The 18,593-nt window shown below is 50.2% G+C and carries 18 protein-coding genes; 3 read left to right on the top strand and 15 right to left on the bottom strand.

Features of this window, described 5'->3' with window-relative positions:
* Positions 1-3: 3 nt before the first annotated feature.
* From ACXAGR_RS00490 to ACXAGR_RS00450, 9 genes are all read right to left on the bottom strand, one after another.
* Positions 4-459, bottom strand: a complete 456-nt coding sequence (locus tag ACXAGR_RS00490; RefSeq protein ID WP_474847462.1) for a hotdog family protein — start codon at positions 457-459, stop codon at positions 4-6.
* Complete coding sequence (locus ACXAGR_RS00485; protein WP_474847460.1) at positions 459-1,460, bottom strand: LpxL/LpxP family acyltransferase; 1,002 nt, start codon at positions 1,458-1,460, stop codon at positions 459-461. Before ACXAGR_RS00485 ends, ACXAGR_RS00490 begins: the two co-directional genes overlap by 1 nt.
* A gap of 10 nt (positions 1,461-1,470) precedes the next feature.
* On the bottom strand, positions 1,471-2,217 hold the full coding sequence (locus ACXAGR_RS00480) for a glycosyltransferase family 2 protein (RefSeq protein WP_474843292.1): 747 nt from the start codon (positions 2,215-2,217) through the stop codon (positions 1,471-1,473).
* Entirely contained in the window at positions 2,214-2,597 is a 384-nt protein-coding gene (locus ACXAGR_RS00475; RefSeq protein ID WP_474847458.1) for an ApeI family dehydratase, read from the bottom strand. Before ACXAGR_RS00475 ends, ACXAGR_RS00480 begins: the two co-directional genes overlap by 4 nt.
* Complete coding sequence (locus tag ACXAGR_RS00470; protein WP_474847456.1) at positions 2,590-3,183, bottom strand: COG4648 family protein; 594 nt, start codon at positions 3,181-3,183, stop codon at positions 2,590-2,592. Before ACXAGR_RS00470 ends, ACXAGR_RS00475 begins: the two co-directional genes overlap by 8 nt.
* On the bottom strand, positions 3,180-4,742 hold the full coding sequence (locus tag ACXAGR_RS00465; RefSeq protein ID WP_474847454.1) for an NAD(P)/FAD-dependent oxidoreductase: 1,563 nt from the start codon (positions 4,740-4,742) through the stop codon (positions 3,180-3,182). Before ACXAGR_RS00465 ends, ACXAGR_RS00470 begins: the two co-directional genes overlap by 4 nt.
* 12 nt (positions 4,743-4,754) lie before the next feature.
* Positions 4,755-5,564, bottom strand: coding sequence for a beta-ketoacyl synthase chain length factor (locus ACXAGR_RS00460; RefSeq protein ID WP_474847452.1), 810 nt, complete (start codon positions 5,562-5,564; stop codon positions 4,755-4,757).
* Position 5,565: 1 nt separating this feature from the next.
* Entirely contained in the window at positions 5,566-6,744 is a 1,179-nt protein-coding gene (locus tag ACXAGR_RS00455; protein ID WP_474847450.1) for a beta-ketoacyl-ACP synthase, read from the bottom strand.
* Positions 6,745-6,806: 62 nt separating this feature from the next.
* Complete coding sequence (locus ACXAGR_RS00450; protein ID WP_119502389.1) at positions 6,807-7,070, bottom strand: phosphopantetheine-binding protein; 264 nt, start codon at positions 7,068-7,070, stop codon at positions 6,807-6,809.
* Between the two features lie 90 nt (positions 7,071-7,160).
* On the opposite strand from ACXAGR_RS00450, the gene ACXAGR_RS00445 reads away from it, so the two are divergent.
* Positions 7,161-7,919, top strand: a complete 759-nt coding sequence (locus ACXAGR_RS00445) for a 4'-phosphopantetheinyl transferase family protein (protein ID WP_474847448.1) — start codon at positions 7,161-7,163, stop codon at positions 7,917-7,919.
* A 93-nt stretch (positions 7,920-8,012) separates the two neighbouring features.
* Complete coding sequence (locus ACXAGR_RS00440) at positions 8,013-8,942, top strand: MaoC family dehydratase (protein WP_474847446.1); 930 nt, start codon at positions 8,013-8,015, stop codon at positions 8,940-8,942.
* A gap of 2 nt (positions 8,943-8,944) precedes the next feature.
* Here the strand turns inward: ACXAGR_RS00440 and ACXAGR_RS00435 are convergent, their stop codons facing one another.
* Both ACXAGR_RS00435 and ACXAGR_RS00430 read right to left on the bottom strand, forming a co-directional pair.
* Positions 8,945-11,017: a putative bifunctional diguanylate cyclase/phosphodiesterase gene (locus ACXAGR_RS00435; protein WP_474843308.1), complete on the bottom strand. Its 2,073-nt coding sequence runs from the start codon at positions 11,015-11,017 to the stop codon at positions 8,945-8,947.
* 173 nt (positions 11,018-11,190) lie between these two features.
* Positions 11,191-11,766 (bottom strand): uracil-DNA glycosylase family protein, encoded by a 576-nt coding sequence (locus ACXAGR_RS00430; RefSeq protein WP_474843310.1) that lies wholly within the window; start codon positions 11,764-11,766, stop codon positions 11,191-11,193.
* 81 nt (positions 11,767-11,847) lie between these two features.
* On the opposite strand from ACXAGR_RS00430, the gene ACXAGR_RS00425 reads away from it, so the two are divergent.
* The gene (locus tag ACXAGR_RS00425) at positions 11,848-12,408 is read left to right on the top strand and encodes a DUF3237 domain-containing protein (RefSeq protein WP_474847444.1); all 561 of its coding nucleotides are present in this window, start codon (positions 11,848-11,850) and stop codon (positions 12,406-12,408) included.
* 52 nt (positions 12,409-12,460) lie between these two features.
* Here ACXAGR_RS00425 and ACXAGR_RS00420 read toward each other — a convergent pair whose 3' ends face one another.
* The 4 genes from ACXAGR_RS00420 to ACXAGR_RS00405 all read right to left on the bottom strand — a co-directional run bounded on the left by ACXAGR_RS00420 (position 12,461) and on the right by ACXAGR_RS00405 (position 18,503).
* Positions 12,461-13,552 (bottom strand): acyltransferase family protein, encoded by a 1,092-nt coding sequence (locus tag ACXAGR_RS00420; protein ID WP_474843314.1) that lies wholly within the window; start codon positions 13,550-13,552, stop codon positions 12,461-12,463.
* 71 nt (positions 13,553-13,623) lie between these two features.
* Positions 13,624-15,435 (bottom strand): sodium:solute symporter family protein, encoded by a 1,812-nt coding sequence (locus tag ACXAGR_RS00415; protein ID WP_474843316.1) that lies wholly within the window; start codon positions 15,433-15,435, stop codon positions 13,624-13,626.
* 110 nt (positions 15,436-15,545) lie between these two features.
* Complete coding sequence (locus ACXAGR_RS00410; RefSeq protein ID WP_474847442.1) at positions 15,546-17,468, bottom strand: sialate O-acetylesterase; 1,923 nt, start codon at positions 17,466-17,468, stop codon at positions 15,546-15,548.
* Positions 17,469-17,513: 45 nt separating this feature from the next.
* Positions 17,514-18,503: a LacI family DNA-binding transcriptional regulator gene (locus ACXAGR_RS00405; RefSeq protein ID WP_474843320.1), complete on the bottom strand. Its 990-nt coding sequence runs from the start codon at positions 18,501-18,503 to the stop codon at positions 17,514-17,516.
* Positions 18,504-18,593 lie beyond the last annotated feature (90 nt).

Genomic DNA, 18,593 nt, shown 5'->3' with positions numbered 1-18,593 from the left:
TCTTTAAACAGGCCGGCGGAATACCGACAAACTCGCCGTAGCCAGGCACTGCACTTCGCTGCCGTCTTGCGGCTCATTTTCAATGAAGCAATCGAACGTTGCAAGCCCGTCGCCCACCAATGCTTTTTCTTCACAGCGCACCGTGTACTTACCCGGTGCAAAGTAATCACAATGAGCTTTAAATGAGCGCGTCCCGAGCAGAAACCCCAGATGCGGCGACACTTTTCCCAGCGCGAGCTGATGACCGGCAATGAGTGCGGCAGTCTGGCCCATGTATTCCAGACCAATCCAGGCAGGTACGCCCTTACCGGCTTCAAAAAACGGACTTTCGTCATCTACGTACGTGCGCGATGCCGATGAGGTTTCGGTGACATCCAGTACTTCGTTAATCAGTAACATGGGCGGACGGTGAGGAATTAACTCAAACAACCGGCTGTCGAAACGGGTTTCCTGCGCCATTACTTCCCTTCCTCTGTGGTAACCGCTGTTAATGACGTGGTGTCGCCGGGCTGCCAGAAATCATAAAAATTAAACCATTGATACGGTGCGTTCAGGCAATGCTCTTCCAGTTTCGAGGCAAACTGTTGCGCATAATGCTGTAAGTCCTGCTGGCGGGTCTTGCGGTTGATTTGCAATTTGTCACATAACGGTGCCACATCAAACAACACCTTGTTGTCTGACGCTTCGCAGCGATAAGCAAACATCAGCTTTACCGGACACGCCAGCGCTTTTGCCAGCATGTAGGGGCCGATGGGCAGTGGCGCATGTTCACCCAGAAACTGAACATTAACGGTGCGTTCCAGACCACTCAGAGGCACACGATCACCGGCAATGAACACCCACTCGCCGGCATCAATTTTTTCCTTCAGCATCATGATGGTGGTGACATCAAACTCATCAACCTGAAAGACATTAAGACGGGATTCGTTATTTTCGTCCTGCATCATTTTAACGAAGTTGCCGGCGTGCTTGTCGTAAACCAATATGTTGATGACCTTGCTGCGGTAACGGTGCATAAAGCCCCGGCAAAATTCCAGATTACCGAAATGAGAGCCTATAATAAGCTGCCCTCTGTCATCGTTGTGCAGGGCTTCGATATTCTCCGGCGAGCTGAGTACAAAGTCTTTTTCCGAGATTTCATCCAGCCAGCCCAGCATCTTATCCAGAATCACTTCAGCAAAGGTTTTGAAATGCAGCAGCACATGACGGTAACCCGGCTTACTTTGCCAGATCTCAGGCTTAAACCGGTAATGAGCGGTCAGGTATTGCAGCGATGCCTCACGCTGCTCTTTGCGGCACAGCACAAAATACAGCGCCACCGGATACATGATGACCGAAAACACTTTGCGGCCGCACAGCCGGTAAATAAAAAACACCAGTCGCATGGCTGCCATGGTGCCGGCTTCACGGGTTTGTGACCAGTGCGCCTGCGGTTCTGAAGTTTTATCTGACGTAGTCATCGCTTCCTCTTTACTTACCCAACAAGGCACGAACGCGGGTGACTATCAGTTTTGGCAAGCGAATAAGCATGCCAAACATCAACCGTACATGCAGGCGGATCAGCATGAGGTTATCTTTCAGATAATGAAAATGGGATACGGTGTTTTCGTGATAAATCACCTTGGTAGGAATGAAGTGCAAATCGATACCTGCCCATACTGCTTTCACCAGCAGTTCCGGGTCGAAATCCATGCGCGGGCCAAGGTAGTAATTATCGAAAACCCGCTCAATTTGTTTGATGGGATACACCCTGAAGCCGCACAGGCCGTCTTTAATTTGCAAAGACAATGTTTCAAGCGCTACCCAGAAATCGGTAATTTTGCGGCCGTATTTTCTGGCGAACGGCGCGGTTTCATCAAAATAAGGCTGACCGGAAATAAAAGAATCCGGGTGTGAGCGACTGTAATCCAGCAGTTTTTGCGCATCATCGATGTTGTGCTGGCCGTCTGCATCCAATTGCAACACGTGGCTAAAGCCCATGGCACTGGCGTGATAACAGCCGGTGATCACCGAAGCACCTTTACCACGGTTAGTCTGGTGTCTGACAAGATGAAAATCCGGGTAAGGTTTAAGTAATGCATCTACCTTTGCCACACTTTCTTCACCACTGCCATCATCGACCACAATGCAGGGTAAATTCAGTGATGCCAGCGCCGGCAGAAACTTTTCAAACAGCACTTCGTGTTTGTAATGAGGAACAATAATGCAATATTTCATGATGCGGAAAACTTAAAACTGCCCGTGGAGAATGAGTCCGTTTCGTTGGAAAAGTGAAACGAAACACTGCCTTTGGCTGCATTGTGACTGAGCGTGAGCTGCATCTGTGCACCCGGCATGACCATGGTTTTGAATTTGATGTTGGTGAGTTGATGAAAACGGCTATCGCGAATAAACAACGCTTTTGCCAGCTTTCCCGCCCAGTCTATCTGCACCACACCGGGCAGCACTTTATGATCAGGAAAGTGACCGTCGAACCAGGCAAGATCTTCGCTTACCTTAAGCGTGATCTCAGCAGACGCTTCATCCATTTTTACGGCCGTAATATCCGGCCCTTCCTGCGCGTTAAACAGTGCTTTCAACGCATGTATATCAGTCATCAACAATATTATGCTTCTTTTTGTAGTGGCGCCGGAAAAGTAATTCAGCAACCACAAATACGGCAAAAATCAGGTAGGACAGTAAACCGTTGTAGAGTGTCCATACTGCTAAACTGCTGAACCAGGCTGTCCAGGCTGCCACCGCTGCATTGAGTAACAGCAACAGCCCCCACGCCAGGCTCAGCGCCCTGAGATATCCTTTCGCCTGTGCCGGCGGATTATGTCCACCCGCCCGGGCGAAGCGCTCAATCAGGGTGTGTTCATCAAGCAACGAAATCAGGAACAGCAGGCCCATTCCGGCGCTCATGATCACAGGGTAACATTTCAGCAGTATTTCACTGTTCAGAAATATAACCCCGGCGCAATATAACGCAATCACGGCAGTCATCAACCAGTCACTGGTTTTACGACTTTTACCTGTAATCACCAACCTGAATATGGCCACTAACAGTAATACCGCGCCGAACCAGCGGGGGTCGATCGTGTCGATGTTAAGCCACACTACAAACGGGTAAGCCACAGACACAAGCACAAAGAGCAGCGGAATTAAATCCTTCGGGCCCCGCTGCCGCGGTAATGCACTCACGCCAGCACGCTTTGCCTGTAATTTCCCAGCACCGCCCGTTCTTCATCATCAATCTGCGTGGTGGCTTCGTCGCTCAGCATATTTTCAAAGTACGGGACAATTTTCTGCATAATGGCAATGTTCTTCTCCAGTGCCATTTCCACATCAATATCCGGGTTTTTCAGTACATCGTTAAGTTCGCCCAGACAAGGCACCAGGAACTGATCCATAAAGCTGCCTCTGGCGGGTAAAACCAAGCGCTTCTGTGCTCTTTCGGCCAGCAACATCTGCATTTTCTTATTCAGCTTCTGGGTTTTCAGCAGGTTCGGGGTAATTTTACGCATGGTGTCTAAATCGCCGATGGCGTCGGTGAAAAACAGCAAGGCAAACACACCCCAGTAGTAGGTGTAATCCCATACCAGCTTAATCGACATCATCTTACGATCGCCAAAACCGCCATACTGATCTTTGTAAATTGACAGGGTGTTCTCAAAGAACGAGTCGTAAAATTTGTGGAACAAGGCCGCTTCAAAACGAATGTCCTGCCCTTTCCTGTCACGCTCGATAAGATGGGTAACAAAGGTATTATTCAGCGCGATGAAATCGCTGCCCGGTGAATAGAAAGGGTCTGCAAAGGCGCCGGCTTCACCCGTCATGGCCCAGCCAGAGTCTGAGAACATTTGCTTGCAGCCGTAGGAATAGCCTTGCATGACTTTAAAGTCGAGCAGTTCCGCCCCTTCAATGGCCTCTGCGCAAAGTGGATGTTCTTGTTGTAGCCACGCCATGGTGTCTTCAAAGGTGCTGATTTTGCTGTCGGCCAGCGCTTTATCGTCCATGACGATACCAAAGCTGGTGGCGCCGGACGCTAGGGGAATAATCCACACCCAGTAACCCGGGCCCATCAGATGATTGGTGCTTAACCAGCGTTTACCCGGTTCGAGGACACGATTTTGCCAGGCTTCATTATCAGACCATTCATCGATAATGACCCGCTTATTGATCCGGAAGAAAACCGCATTGCCCTGATGACCGGTTTCAGTCTGCAAGTTCAGCTTATTTCGTAGCAACGCCTGACGGCCCGCTGCGTCGACTAACCAACGCCCCTGAACGGTGATCGTTTCGTCACCGCGACGGCAAACCACAGTGTGATTTTTATCGCCCAGTTCAATGTCTTCGGGTACTGCGCCATCAAGAAATACCACGCCTTTTTCTTTCAGCATGGTGTAGAGGTAGTTTTCCAGCGTGCCACGTTCAATTTGGTAAGCCGGAATGCCGAAAAGCTCGCTGACGCCCAGTTCATCATAATCGCTGTAGTCGTTTTGCACTTTCCCGAAGAACAGCCTGAGGCCGTACTTACGCAGATGCTTTTCCTTGAAATGGTCTTTCAGGCCAAGTACATCTGTAAAGTAGTGCGCACCAATTTCAACTGTAGACTCCCCCACTTTTGCCGTGGTGTCGTGTACCGGAAAGGTGTTTTTCTCAATTATGGTTATGGCGAAAGTGTCGTCGCGGTTAAGCAGTTGCAGCGCCAGGCTCATGCCTGCCAGCCCGCCACCGGCGATGATAATATCCGTATTCATCTGATCCATCATTTACCCTTCACAAGCTAAAGTGAGACTGGTTCCGCTGCTTAGCGGAATCGTGATCTTCCCGTCAGGTTGATTCAACAGCTCAGCAACACACAATACCTTTGCCGCCGGATTTTGGGCGTACATCTCTGTGAGATACGTACTGCCGGCGTTGAGCTCCGGCCAGCTTGCATCTTCCTGCTGATTTACCGTTGCCGTAAGCACCTGGCCTTCCACGTCGGCATCGTGCGGATAAATCACCAGTGAAAACGCAAAGGTTTCCTGATTTGGCAACACGGGCTTCAGAATATCTGCCACCGGCGCATCATAAAACGTGAGCAGCATCGGCACGTTTTCAGTTTCGCACTGAATCATGGCCTCAAGAATGGTTAACGACACCGATTCTTCATATCCGGCAACAGAATTGGCCGCGCTCATGGTACCCGTACTGATGGTCCAGTAGCCGGCCGGCGCGTTGTGTACCGAGTTATGGAACTTGGTCGGCGACAGCTCTTTATGTTCAGACGCCAGCGTTTTGCACATGTAGTCGGTAAGGTCGGTATCGCCCAGACCAGAAACAAACACGCAAGTAAGGGTATCGGGCTCAACACCGGCATCTTGCGTCGCCTGCCATGAACTCTCAACCGCCAACTTAACCGGCAACGGGGCACGGCGTCTTTCATTGGCTGGAATAATACCGGGTTTCGGGCTTTTCAGCTTTGCTTCTGGTAAGTCTGCGCCACCAAGCAGCGCTTGAAGTGCAGACCAGTTTTCAAAGTAGCTGCCCCAGGCTCCGGTGCCTGCAATTTTACATTTCAGTGCTTTTGTCTGCATATTACTCTGCCCTGCTAAACAAAAGTGTACAGTTATTACCACCGAAGCCGAATGAATTGGTCATCACGTGCTGACACACTTTCTCTTCGTCTGACGCTTTAATGGAGAAATCCAGTGCTTCATCCAGCGTTTCCAGGTTCTTTGAGCCCGGGATCACGTTGGTGTTCAAGGTGTCCATGGCAATAATGGCTTCTGTAATACCGGCTGCGCCCAGGGTATGTCCCATCCAGGCTTTGGTCGATGAACAACGTACAGACGCAGGGAACAATTCGGAAATCAGCTTTCCTTCAATCAAATCGTTAGCCCGGCTGGACGTGCCGTGAAGGTTAATATAATCCACCGACTCAGGAGACAATGCAGCCCGTTTCAGCGCCTGTGTCATCGACAATCTGGCACCCAGTCCTTCCGGATGCGGGTGCGACATATGGTGTGCATCTGAGCTTTCACCGTAACCGGCCAGTGTAATGCCTTTGCCGTTGTCATTTTCGCCCGCGCGCTGGAGTACGGCAAAACCGGATGCTTCACCCAGGTTAATCCCGTCCCGATGCTGATCGAACGGCTTACACGGGTTTGGCGACAGCAACTGCAGCGAATTAAAACCATGCAGCACACTCAGACACAACGTATCCACGCCGCCTACCAGCACCGCATCAACAATGTCGGTTTCCAGCCAGCGGGCGCCTGTGGCAAACACTTTGGCGGAAGAAGAGCAGGCGGTGTTAATCGTGAGTGACGGGCCTTTGATACCGGAAAGGTGAGCGGCAAATAAGGCAGGTGCATGAGGATTATGCACAAACGGCTGTTTGAAAGCTTCGGTTAACCCATTGTCGCTGTTGAGTTTGGTGTAGGCTTCTTCAGTACGGTCGATACTGGACGTACTTGAGCCCATGACTAAACCAATTCGGGCAGCGCCGTATTTGTTGATTAACGCTGAAACCGTATGGCGAATCGTGCCCTGTTCATATCCCAATGCAGCAAGGGCATTGTTCCGGCTTTGCCATTGACCCAGGTCATCCACCCCGTTGATTTGCTCAACGACGCCAATCCAGGTGTCTAAATCTGAACCAGGCAGGTTGTTCTTAATCAGGCCGCTTTTATGCTGTTTGAGCGAAGTCCGTAAGGCGCTGAGATTAACCCCGGCTGCCGAACAGGATTCGTAATCGATAATATCTATTTTCATGTCGTCAAAGATAACCCTCAAATAGCTTTATTTACCGCCGATCCGAGGGTAACCGCCCGATTTTATTTATTCTTTTCAACAAATGCGGTTAAGCTTCGTAAGGTCTCGAACGCTTCGCGTGTACCTTCGTCTTCAGCTTTAATTTGCACGCCGTATTCTTTTGATATCGCTAATGAAATTTCCAGCGCATCAATTGAATCGAGTCCCAGACCGTCACCGAATAATTGATCTTCCGGATCAATTTCTTCCGCTTCCATGTCTTCAAGGTTGAGTGCTTCAACCAAAAGCTGAGCCATTTTTAATTCGGATTCTGTTTGTGTAGCCATAGTTGATACTGTCCTTACTATGTACGCTTCTCTCTGAAAGGGCGCTAGTTTAAACTAATGTTACAATAAAAACTATTTCTGCAAACCGGCATGCTTTCCGATTTTACCCCTTCAAAACCGGCAAAATTCATCAGTGATCAGGAGGTACACCTCTGGCTCGTTGATGTTGCTGATACACATGAAAAAAATGTCATGTCTCAGTTGCAGTCGTATTTGTCTGAAGATGAAAAGCTTCGTATGGCAGGTTTTCGCAAGCAGGAAAGCCAGCACCGCTTTCTGGCAGCACGCGGTGCGCTCAGGCTCATTCTGGCCGGATTACAGAAAGCCGGCGATCCGGCCGGCATGCAATTCACTGTCAACGACCATGGCAAACCGTTTCTCACAACAAACCCGGAAAATCTGCACTTTAACCTCTCCCATTCCGGTGACATGATTTTAATTGCTATGACCCGTGGACGTGATTGCGGCGTCGACATTGAACGGATGAACAGCGCCCGCAATTTTAATGAGCTGGCGGATTTTTACTTTCACCCGTCTGAACGTGATGTAATCTCAGCAGCAAAGGGCGACGCAGACATTATGCATCGCTTCTATACACTCTGGTCGTTGAAGGAAGCTTTCATCAAAGCTGAGGGGAAAGGTATGGCCATTGCCGGAGACAGCTTTTACTTTACCGGTATTGATTCTTTGCAGCCTGAGTTAGTGACAACCGCTGATTCTCAAACCAGCGGCCGGCACTGGCTATTCAGTTGTGAGGTTTACAGGCAGGATTACAGCATGGCCCTTGCCGTTGAAAAAATAAATGAAAGGGATATCACGGTTAAACGGCAACGCCTGGTCTTTGATTAATCCGCCTGCCTGTGATTATCCCGTGCTACAGCGGTAAAATTGCGTTAACGTAGCGCCGCGTAAAGAAAAACACTGTTGATAAAGGAGTTCGCAGTGCAGCATATTAAACAGGCTCTGAAAGCGGCCTTCAAAAAAGCCGACAAGCCTATGTTGGACCGGTGTATTACGGAGCAGCGTTCACCCGGATTGCCAGACATCCGTCGCACTCAGCATTTTCCTGCCCGGCGGGTCATCCGTGCATCCCGGGCCTTTAACCGCCTTCATCACTGGCAATACGACACCCTGCATCCCTGCTTTCCTCTCTTTTTGGGGTTGTCACTGCACATCGACGTTCTTACCGCTAACGCGTCGCCTTTTCCGCTGATGGGGCTGGTGCATACAGAAAATACCATCAATCAACTGTTGCCGCTGAAAGCAGAAGACATGGCGATAACTTGTCACTTCAGTGATGTACGACTTCATCCGCGAGGCATTGCCGTTGACGTTATGCTGACAGTGAGCCAACAGGATATTGTGCGTCAGCAAATTACCAGTACGTATTTATACCGGGGCGCTTCCGGCATGCTGAAACAGACCGGGGAAAGTGACGGCGCAGATGTCTCCGGGTCTGAAAAAACCTTTGCAGTCACTTCTGTAATGAACTTTGACGCCGCTGCAGGACGCCGGTACGCCCGTATCAGCGGCGACTATAACCCTATTCATCTTTACCGCTGGTGTGCCAGGCTGTTTGGCTTCAAACACGCCATTGCCCATGGCACTCATGTACTTGCACGATGCATCTCGACGCTGAGCGATGCGACAGTCACAGGGCAGCATGCTTTTTCTGTTACCAATGCGTTCAGGTATCCCGTGCCGTTGCCGTCTGAAATGCGGCTTAGCAGCAACGGGGAAGAAAGTATCGAAGGCAGTAAAGTGTCTGAAGTGTCTTTCGAACTGCGTGACAAGCAGGCAGTCCGCAGGAAGCAGGTAGTGCTGTGCGGACGCATCGGCGCACCTTTACAACATATACCGGCTAACCCGTGAAACTAACTGGCCTGCGCCAGTTTTTTAAGTAGTAAGGTTTTGAGTTCGTCTGCCGGCAGAGCTTTGCTGTAATAATAGCCCTGATATTCCTGCCCGTTCAGTGAACGGATAAACTCCAGCTGTTCCTCGGTTTCAATACCTTCGGTGGTTACTTTCAGGTTCAGTATTTTTGCCAGCGCAATGACCGATTTTACAATAGCCGCGTCCTGATCATTAAATACCGCTTCCGACATAAAGCTCTTATCAATCTTCAGGCGGTCGATAGGGAACCGGCGAAGCTGGGCCAGATTGGAATAACCTGTTCCGAAGTCATCAATGGATAACGACACCCCGGCCTCCCGTAAGGCCGACATAACGCCCTGCGCATATTTGGGATCCTTCACCAGCGTGCTCTCCGTGAGCTCAAGTTCAAGACGGTTCGCAGCCAGACCGGTTTCCTCTAAAATTAATTTTACTGATTCCACAAATCCTCTGTGACTCAGTTGCAGCGCTGAAATATTCACTGCAATAGGCAGCGCCACACCAAACTCCTTTTCCCAGTTTGCTGAAAACTGACACGCTTTTCTGAGCACCCACTCACCCAATGGCAAAATGAGATTCGAATCTTCAGCAAACGGAATCAGTTCATCCGGCGTAACCGTTCCCAGTACGTCATCCTGCCAGCGGACCAGAGCTTCCACACCGGTGACTTTGCCTGAGCTCACCTCCACTTTAGGCTGGTACGCCAGACTCAGGCCGTCGTTTAATAGAGCCAGTCTGAGACGTTCATCCATTTTGCTCCGGCGCTCTGTGCCGCTGGTCATATTTTCCTGATAAAACACATAATTGTTTCTGCCGGACTTTTTCGCCGCATACATGGCAGCATCGGCGTAAACCATCAGTTCATGTTTCTGCGCAGCGTGATCAGGATACATGCTCACGCCCACACTGCTGGATACGTGAACCAGCATGTCTTCAATCTGAAATGGTTGCTGCAGAGACTCAACAATGCGAAACGCCAGACTTTCCGCCACTTTACGGGAAGGATTGCCCTGGATGAGCACCATAAATTCGTCGCCGCCAACCCTGGCAACCAGATCCGTTTCCCTGACCGCTGCCCGTAATCTGTCTGCCGATTGCCTGATCAATAAGTCACCCACATGATGGCCCAGCGAGTCATTCACATTCTTGAAATGGTCCAGGTCGACGAAAAACACACTGAAGGAATCACTGCCCTGTTGCAGTAATTCCTCGATTTTTTCTTCGAAGTGCAATCGGTTAGGGAGCGTAGTCAGCGAATCACGGTAGACCATGCTTTTCAGTTCACGGTTTGCATCACTCAGCGACGCCGCCAGTTGAGCGTTTTTCGATGTCAGGTGAGTATCGTAGATAGACAGCAGCAGAGCACTCAGCATAATGCTCACCGATACCGAGGCCACTGACACAGCCAGTCTGCCGGGAGACAAGCCATCCACCGGCATCATATGCATGCCTTCAGGATAAATGGTTGCCGCCATACCGGTGTAGTGCATACCGGCAATCCCCACTGCCATTACCATACCGGCAGCTACCCGAAACCAGAAGGAAGGACGTTGATTAGCGACCGGGTTCAGGCTGAACACTAACCAGAGTGCAGCAGCGGACGCGCCTACAGCTATCAGCACCGAGCAGGCAAAAATAAGCGGGTCATAACTCAGTTCACCGTGCATTTGCATGGCTTCCATTCCCACATAGTGCATGATGCACACGCCGGCTCCCATCAGCAGAGCTCCAACCGCCAGCCTTCCGGCTGTCGGGCTACCGTTACGAACCACCGCCAGCGCCAGGCCGGAAGTGAGAATGGCTGCCAGAAAAGATACCAGGGTCAGAGGAATGTCGTACATCACCCGGGTGGACATATCCATTGCCAGCATGCCGATAAAATGCATGGACCAGATCCCGACGCCCATAGAAAACGCACCACCGGTCAGCCATAAATGTGAGGCGATGCCTTTGGTCGCACGCAGGCGTCCCGCCATATCCAGTGCAGTCAGGGAAGCAATGAATGCGACACCAAGTGAGAGCGCAACAAGTCCGGGGTGATATTGTGCATCCATGTTCGTTCCTTTTTTATAAACCGGCAGGTCAGTTGTCCGGTGAACACAACACCGGAAATTAGACTTAAGTCTAATGAGCTATGCGGGAAGGAAAAATGCCCGGTGATCAACATGGATATGTGGTTTCATACGTTTTCATCATACAAGCCAGCCTGGCCGGGCTGTGACGAGCGTCAGGCAAGGATCGCTGCAACCTTCTCTCTGAGTAAAGGCAGCACCCTCTTTTCAAACCAGGGATTCCTCGCCAGCCAGCGGTTATTGCGGCCTGACGGATGGGGCAGCACCATAGCATCCGAACCTGATGATGCTGTTTGTTCTACAGCATCAGTTAAGGTTTTGTACTCCGGAAAATAATATTGCTGTGAGTAGCGCCCGATATGGATCATGATTTCAGGGGACAACTGATCGAGAACCGGTTTGTGCCAGGTGGCAGAACAAATTTTAGGCGGTGGTGCATCTGCACCATTCTTGTAGCCCGGAAAGCAAAATGCCATAGGAAGGTGAGCAAATAAAGACGAGTAAAATGCTGACCGGTTCACCCCGAGCCAGAGGCGAAGTTTATCGCCACTGGTGTCATTCCAGGGCTGGTGGCTTTCGTGAGCTTTGATGCCGGGTGCCTGTCCGACAATCACAATTTTCGCTTCAGCATGCAGTTGCACTACCGGTCGGGGAGCATGAGGTAATCCCCCTGCACACAGCGTGCAACGGTGTATGTCACTGAATAATTTGGCCGGATCCGTTTCAGTCATAGACCCACACTGATTGCATAAACTTCAAACTCTGGCACTATGAAACTGCCTGAAAAACCATCAAATAATAAGGACATATCCATGACTTCGCTACTCAAGAAATACTTGTCTGCCGCCATCATAACATTCTCGTTGTTTCCTCTGGCAGCCAATGCAAAAGATTCACCTCAGTATGCCGACATTCCTGCTCCGGAGTTTGAGTTTCTTTTTGAAGCCGTTGTAACACTTGATCCGCCCCTTGAAGTCGGTGAGACACGATACGGTAAACGCCGGATTATAGGCATTAATGGCGGTGAATTTCGCGGCCCCGAACTCAATGGAAAGGTGTTGGGAGGCGGCGCCGACTGGCAGACAGTGAGAAAGGACGGAACCGCTGATCTGGTGGCGGATTACAGCCTGCAAACCGACTCCGGCGAAATCATCTATGTGCATAATGAAGGGATCCGCACCGCTTCACCGGAAGTGCTGGCCAGACTGGCTAAAGGAGAAGACATGCCTGCAGCGTCTTACTACATGCGTACTGCCGCAAAACTGGAAGTCGCTTCAGACAGTCCCCACGCCTGGCTGAATAAGTCAGTTATCGTGTCCACCGGTATGCGAAAGGCCAACAGCGTCGTCCTGCATTTCTACCGCGTTAAGTAACCGCCTTACTCATGCTGCGCGCAGAGAAAGTCTCTGCGCCTGCTGATCCACATTATTTTGCTGTGACTTTCCGTTTGCTGATTTTAAGCAGGTGGTCTGCGGTCCGGTCAATGGCCGCCTTCAACGGCTTTTTCTTCAGCTCCGTGAACGATGCCAGCACCCGGCAGGCGACCAGCGCGAAGACGACAGCAAAAATGTAGCTGGTCCAGCTGGCTGCATCATGGAAAAACGGCACCAGAGATAACAGTAGAAATAGCGGAGTGTGGTACAGATAAATACTAAACGAGAAACAAGCCAGCGCTTTCACAGCTTTGGTTGCCAGCTCACCAATCCTGATACGCAGATGGTATGCACTGTAAAAATTCACGACTGCCAGCAGAGCAAGAAAATAATCCCCAAGAAACTGCTTGGCAGGAATAAATTTAGGCGGCGTGCCGAGTACATAATGATTAAATTCATCCAGCACAGAATCAAAAGCAGTTACCTTTGTTGCAATAAATCCGAGTAAGGTTGCAGCAAACAGGCATAACGCCGTACCCCGGCCCGGCGTGTATTTATCTTTGCACACATAAAGCAATGCGCCCATTCCCCACAATGGTAGAAACAGCGCAATATACGGTCCCATGATCAGAATTACTGCGAAAATGAGTAACCAGCGGTAGCGGTTTGCATAAAGCACCACGGCGATAAATACGTAATACCAGACTTCATAACTTAGCGACCAGTACGGGAAGTTTCCGGCGGGGAACAGGAATCCCAGCCACGACTGGGAATAAAAAGACAGGAAAATAGGGTAGTACAACCAGGCTTTGTTGATGGTGTAGTCTACCGGTTCGCCCTGAACAGATGTATGAATAAGGCTGGCAATGATTCCCAGCATCAATCCGGGCACAGCCACAGAGTAAATCCGCGCCATCCGGTTGGTGGCGAAGGAATACAGGTTTTTATCTTTCTCTTTTCCGCACCAGGTAATGACAAACCCGCTGAGCACGAAAAACAATACCACGCCATCTCTGCCCAGGCGGGCTTCTCCAAGAATATCCTGAAGCCATAATGGCCCGAAGTGACCGGCGTGAGATAGCAGTACCAGAAAGGTGGCAACTACCCTGACCATCTCAAGGTATACAGACAATCCTTTGTTCATTAGTTATTCCTGAACATTGTTACTATTCTGAACGCAGAGTAAACCGTGACTTTACCATATACAACCTCTTGTCACTCCGCCGTGCGCTTCAGCGGTTCCCACCAGAATATTTTTAGCCACGCAGTGCACAGAGCTATCACAGACAGGCTGATAGCAAAAGGCTCCCACGCTTTAATGACCATAAAGATTGGTGCTGCGGTTAATGATGTATGCCAGATAACACCCACCACCACATTAGCGGCATCTTTTTTAAACTGGTTGTTCGCAGTTATTGCGACGCCATCTTCCTGCAGCGCCCGCACGACTGGTTGCCACCAGCCCCAGGGACGGGTTTTCTGATAGAACGCCTTCAGCACCCCCATATCATCCGGTCGGGTGAGCAGGCTGACGCCAATGCACACCAGCAAGCAGAAACCGAATAAAAACGGGAACGCATACAACGGCTGAATGTCCGTGAACATAAGAAAGACCGACAGAATGATTCCCGCCGTCATGCCGCAAAAGAATGCCATGCCGTTGAAACGCCACCAGTACCACTTCAGCACGTTCGCTGCCGTGTAACCACCGTATAACGCAGACACCAGCCACATCACCATACTGTTCAGTGACGGTACAAACAACCCGAGTAACGAACCACAGACGATGAAAAGAACAGACACCAGATAGCTGAGTTTCAGCGCCTTTCTTTCCGGTATCTCAGGATTGATGTAGCGTTTATAAATATCGTTGACCACATAGGCCGGTGCGGCGTTTGAGGTAGCGGCAAAGGTAGACATGAAAGTCGCCAGCAGCCCTGCAATGATAAGCCCCAGCAGACCTGACGGAATAAAATTGGCCAGGGTCAGCGGTAATATTTGCTCGAAATCTGCAGCGCTGTTCATTTGATTTAAAGCCGGCGTGAGATAAACCAGCGCCAGTACGGTGAGGCCGGTGACCATCATGTAGCGGGGAAATAACAGTACAATACTGACAAAACCGCTCATTTTAGCCGCCTCTGACGGTGTGCGCGCAGCAAGAATACGCTGCATATCAAAGTTAGGCGCAGGCCCGGCCAGGCTTTGCAAAATGCCTTTGAAAAGTCCCAGCATAATGAAAAGCGAAAACAGCGAATAGCCGTCACCGGCAATGCGTTCATTAGCCTCAGGCAACAACGCTTGCCAGTCCAAATCCAGTTGCCAGCCGAACGACAGTGATGTCCATCCCTCAGGCACCACTGCAGCCAGCATGCCAGGAGAAACCTGCATCATTGCAATCACACCGATGGCAATGCAGGCCGCTGTCATAACTAAAAACTGTAACACCTCTGTGTAGACCACACTCACCATGCCACCACGTACAACATAAAGCGCAGTAAACCCGGTGATCAGAGCGCCGTAAAGCACTTCGTTAAGCCTGACATCTGTACTTAACTGCCAGGGCAGGAAGGCCGCAGCGAACTTGCCGATGCCGGTGAATCCGTAAGCGAGAAGCCCCAGCACACTGATCAACGCAAATACAACCACAATGATATGGCTCAGCGTGGCCCCCCGCCCTTCGCCAAACCGGAACCGTATCCATTCTGCCCCCGTCATCACACCCGACCTGCGCAACCAGACGGAAAGGAAAATCATAAGAAAAATTTGGTTAAAGCTGGGCCAGAGCCAGGGAATGAATACGCTTTTCAAACCATAGATAAAAAGCAGGTACACCATCCACATGGTGCCACTGATATCGAACATGCCTGAGGCATTGGACAGCCCGAGCAACGGCCAGGGGATTTTATTCTGGCCGAGAAAATAATCTGTTGTGTTTTTTTTGTTAAATCTGGCTATTCCCATTCCAAGCAGAATGACAACACAGAGATAGCCAGCAATGACGAGAACGTCAAAAGACGACAACTTCATAGCATGTTCCATTAAGGCCGGTGAGGCTCAGTCACCATTTTACCTTTTTGAAACCGGTTGTCGTCAATAAACAATGTATTAACGAATGTAACCCGTCAAACGGTGTGACGCTACTGCCCTGCGGTTACCGATGAAGCGGTCCAGTTGTCCGTTCTGAAGGGTACTGCGGGTAAGCCTTCCCCGTTCACCAGATTCACGACCGGATAATCAGCCCAGGCATAGCGCACGGCAACAGGTTTCTTCACATTCGCATTAGTTAATATAATCTTCTCACCGTCCAGTTCCGCGTCAGCAAGAAAGAACCGCTTATCTTCACCGGCGATAATAAAGCCTGCAGGTGCGTTACCTTCTGTTGTTGTCAGGCCCTCAGCATTACTGAAACGTAACGTCACTTTATCGCCTTTAATATCCATACCTGAAAAGTCCGGCCCTGACGTTACGATATCCTGATGGCCGTACGCCTGCCGGGCCGCCTGACGCCATAACCTCTCGCCCACAGGCCGCTTGTTTTTAGGATGAATGTCGTCCGGATTACCCACATCAATGGACACAGCCATGCCAGTATCCGGCAGAGATAACGTCTCTTTTTGTGCATCCCGCAGGTAAGCCCATGCACTGTCGGGCTGTAAGGCCTGTGGTTTCAAAAATGCTGAAAGCTGCACAAACAGGAATGGCAATGTGCCGTCATCCGCCTTTTTGCGCCATGTCCTGATCAGTGTTTTAAATAAGTCTGCGTAGTATTCCTGACGATCGACATTGCTTTCACCCTGATACCAGATAACGCCTTTTGCCCGGTAAGGTAGCAAGGGATTTATCATCGCGTTATACAAAAACCCGGGAGTGAAGGTGTAGTTTTCAACCTCAGGAACAGGGGGCTCAATGGTATTAGTGCCCCGCCATTGTCCGGATATATCAACTTTCTCAGAGCCGACTTCGCGCCAGATTTGTGCCGGCCGGCCCACATAGGCTTTGTTATCCCAGTCGTTCGTCACCCGGATAGCGAATACGTTTTTTCCCCGCCGCAGCCACTTTTCAGGCAGGTGATGCAGTGAATCACCATTGCGCCAGTCTTCTTTAGCAATCACGTGACCGTTGATAAACACAAAAGCGTTCTGAACAATGTCACCCACATTAATCGTGACAGATTTCGACAGATCATCATCTGTAAGCGTGAAGGTATGTCGCAACCAGGTAAATTCAGTAAACGGTGTACTGTTCGGCAGGGCGACTTCAGACCATTGACTGTCATCATAATCAACCTCAGCCGCACCGGTAGCCAGTGCTACGGCTTCACTGTCGATACGACGCCACTTTTCGGTATTTCGCGTGTCGTTGTCACGCAGCGTTTTTGCCCAGTCAGGGTTGCGTTTTACTGCTTCAGCCTGTTCCCGGTAGCCGGGCACAGTTTCAACCGTCGCCAAATCAATCCAGGCTTCTGCCGGTGTGCCGCCCCAGTTACTTTCAATAATGCCCACCATTACATCTTCTTCTGATGAGACTTTTTCAGCAAAAAACCAGGCCACGGCAGAGGATGCACCGGCGGTGCTGGCATTGGCGACCTGCCACTTGCTCTCAGGCAATGTGGTCTGCACTTCCGGCGACAGGGTATTTGGTACATCATAAAGGCGAATGCGTGCATTACCGGCTTCAGCCAGTGCTTTTTCATTACCTGTAACGTGGTCTTTTAAATCCCATTCCATGTTGGATTGCCCGGCGGCAATCCACACATCGCCGTACCACACATCATCAAATGACAAGGTATTATCGCCCTGCACAGAAAGAGTATAAGGGCCGCCTTTTGCTTGTGCCGGTAACGAAAGGGTCCAGTTCCCTGAAGCTGTTACCGTTGTGGTTTGTTCCACGTTATTTATCACAACACGGACAGTTTCGCCGGGCGCACCTGTGCCCCACACATTGACCGGTTTGTCACGCTGTAACACCATGTGATCAGTAAATAACGTCGCTATTTCTGCTGCGGATGCGTGCACTGACATGACAATGGACAGTGTCATGCACAAGAGGCTTTTTTTCATTTCAATTTCCTGAGGTTAACCGGCGTGCACGCAGCAAGAAGAGTGCTATTTAACCGCCCGCGTGCTTTCCCGGATAATGATTTCAAACGGTAAAATGTATTCGGTAAGTTTCGGCTGTTCACCTTCAATTATGCGGAACAGCAATTCGGCAGCTTCTTCCCCCATTCTCACAGCAGGCTGCCTGATAGTGGTCAATGGAGGATCGCAGTAATTGGCCATATCCAGATCGTCAAATCCGGTGACAGAAATGTCATCGGGTACTTTCAGACCTTTCTCTTTTAAGCCTTTAAGTGCTCCGATTGCCATTTCATCGTTGGCACAGAAAAGCGCCGTAGGCCGCTCGTCCATGTTGACGAAATGCTTCACTGCATTAAATCCGGACCAGAACGAAAAGTCGCCTTCAACCACCAGCTCTTCATCAAAGGCAATGCCCGCATTTTCCAGCGCCTGTTTATAGCCATCCTGCCTGGCCATGGAGTGAAGGTTGTCTTTCAGGCCGGAAATCATACCGATGCGGCGGTGGCCCTGACTGATCAGATACGTCACCATTTTGGCAGCGGCTTCTTCATTGTCGATGCGAACAGAATAGTAAGGGGTACCGGCACAGCCAGCCGCATTCACGGCTTTTACATCTTTAATAGGCAAAACAGCTTTGTCATTGTGGGGAGTCAGCTGAATTAATCCGTCCGCCTGACGGGTTTCCACCAGTTGAATAAATTCCTGCTCCCGGCTGGCACTGTCACGGGTATCACCGAGCAACACATTAAAACCATGCTTTGCAGCCGTATCTTCAACGCCACTGATTAACTGCGCGAAGAACAGATTAGCGATATTAGGTACCAGCACTACAATGGTGTTAGTGCGCTGTAAGCGAAATTTTTGAGAGGTGAGATTTGGCCGGTACTGCAATTTCTCTATCGCCTGATTCACACGGCGGAGACTTTGCTTTGAGACCATTTCAGGGTTACTGATAGCTCTTGAAACGGTGGCTATTGATAAGCCTGACTCTCTGGAAACATCACGGATAGTGGCCATAGTCGATACTTTCTACGCTGGAATGGTAAGGGAATTCAACAAACTCCCTTCACGCTTTTTTAATAATTCATGCAGTGTAAAACATCGGGG

This window comes from Alteromonas sp. ABH4_457 (assembly GCF_056160625.1).
This window is presented reverse-complemented; position numbering and strand designations above follow the sequence as displayed.

Bases quoted from the DNA above. Each gene is read 5' to 3' on its own strand.
- ACXAGR_RS00415 (WP_474843316.1), bottom strand. From the start codon at position 15,435: ATGAAGTTGTCGTCTTTTGACGTTCTCGTCATTGCTGGCTATCTCTGT.
- ACXAGR_RS00430 (WP_474843310.1), bottom strand. From the start codon at position 11,766: ATGACTGAAACGGATCCGGCCAAATTATTCAGTGACATACACCGTTGC.
- ACXAGR_RS00410 (WP_474847442.1), bottom strand. From the start codon at position 17,468: ATGAAAAAAAGCCTCTTGTGCATGACACTGTCCATTGTCATGTCAGTG.
- ACXAGR_RS00465 (WP_474847454.1), bottom strand. From the start codon at position 4,742: ATGAATACGGATATTATCATCGCCGGTGGCGGGCTGGCAGGCATGAGC.
- ACXAGR_RS00480 (WP_474843292.1), bottom strand. From the start codon at position 2,217: ATGAAATATTGCATTATTGTTCCTCATTACAAACACGAAGTGCTGTTT.
- ACXAGR_RS00460 (WP_474847452.1), bottom strand. From the start codon at position 5,564: ATGCAGACAAAAGCACTGAAATGTAAAATTGCAGGCACCGGAGCCTGG.
- ACXAGR_RS00485 (WP_474847460.1), bottom strand. From the start codon at position 1,460: ATGACTACGTCAGATAAAACTTCAGAACCGCAGGCGCACTGGTCACAA.
- ACXAGR_RS00425 (WP_474847444.1), top strand. From the start codon at position 11,848: ATGACTTCGCTACTCAAGAAATACTTGTCTGCCGCCATCATAACATTC.
- ACXAGR_RS00435 (WP_474843308.1), bottom strand. From the start codon at position 11,017: ATGGATGCACAATATCACCCCGGACTTGTTGCGCTCTCACTTGGTGTC.
- ACXAGR_RS00455 (WP_474847450.1), bottom strand. From the start codon at position 6,744: ATGAAAATAGATATTATCGATTACGAATCCTGTTCGGCAGCCGGGGTT.
- ACXAGR_RS00490 (WP_474847462.1), bottom strand. From the start codon at position 459: ATGGCGCAGGAAACCCGTTTCGACAGCCGGTTGTTTGAGTTAATTCCT.
- ACXAGR_RS00450 (WP_119502389.1), bottom strand. From the start codon at position 7,070: ATGGCTACACAAACAGAATCCGAATTAAAAATGGCTCAGCTTTTGGTT.
- ACXAGR_RS00405 (WP_474843320.1), bottom strand. From the start codon at position 18,503: ATGGCCACTATCCGTGATGTTTCCAGAGAGTCAGGCTTATCAATAGCC.
- ACXAGR_RS00420 (WP_474843314.1), bottom strand. From the start codon at position 13,552: ATGAACAAAGGATTGTCTGTATACCTTGAGATGGTCAGGGTAGTTGCC.
- ACXAGR_RS00475 (WP_474847458.1), bottom strand. From the start codon at position 2,597: ATGACTGATATACATGCGTTGAAAGCACTGTTTAACGCGCAGGAAGGG.
- ACXAGR_RS00445 (WP_474847448.1), top strand. From the start codon at position 7,161: ATGCTTTCCGATTTTACCCCTTCAAAACCGGCAAAATTCATCAGTGAT.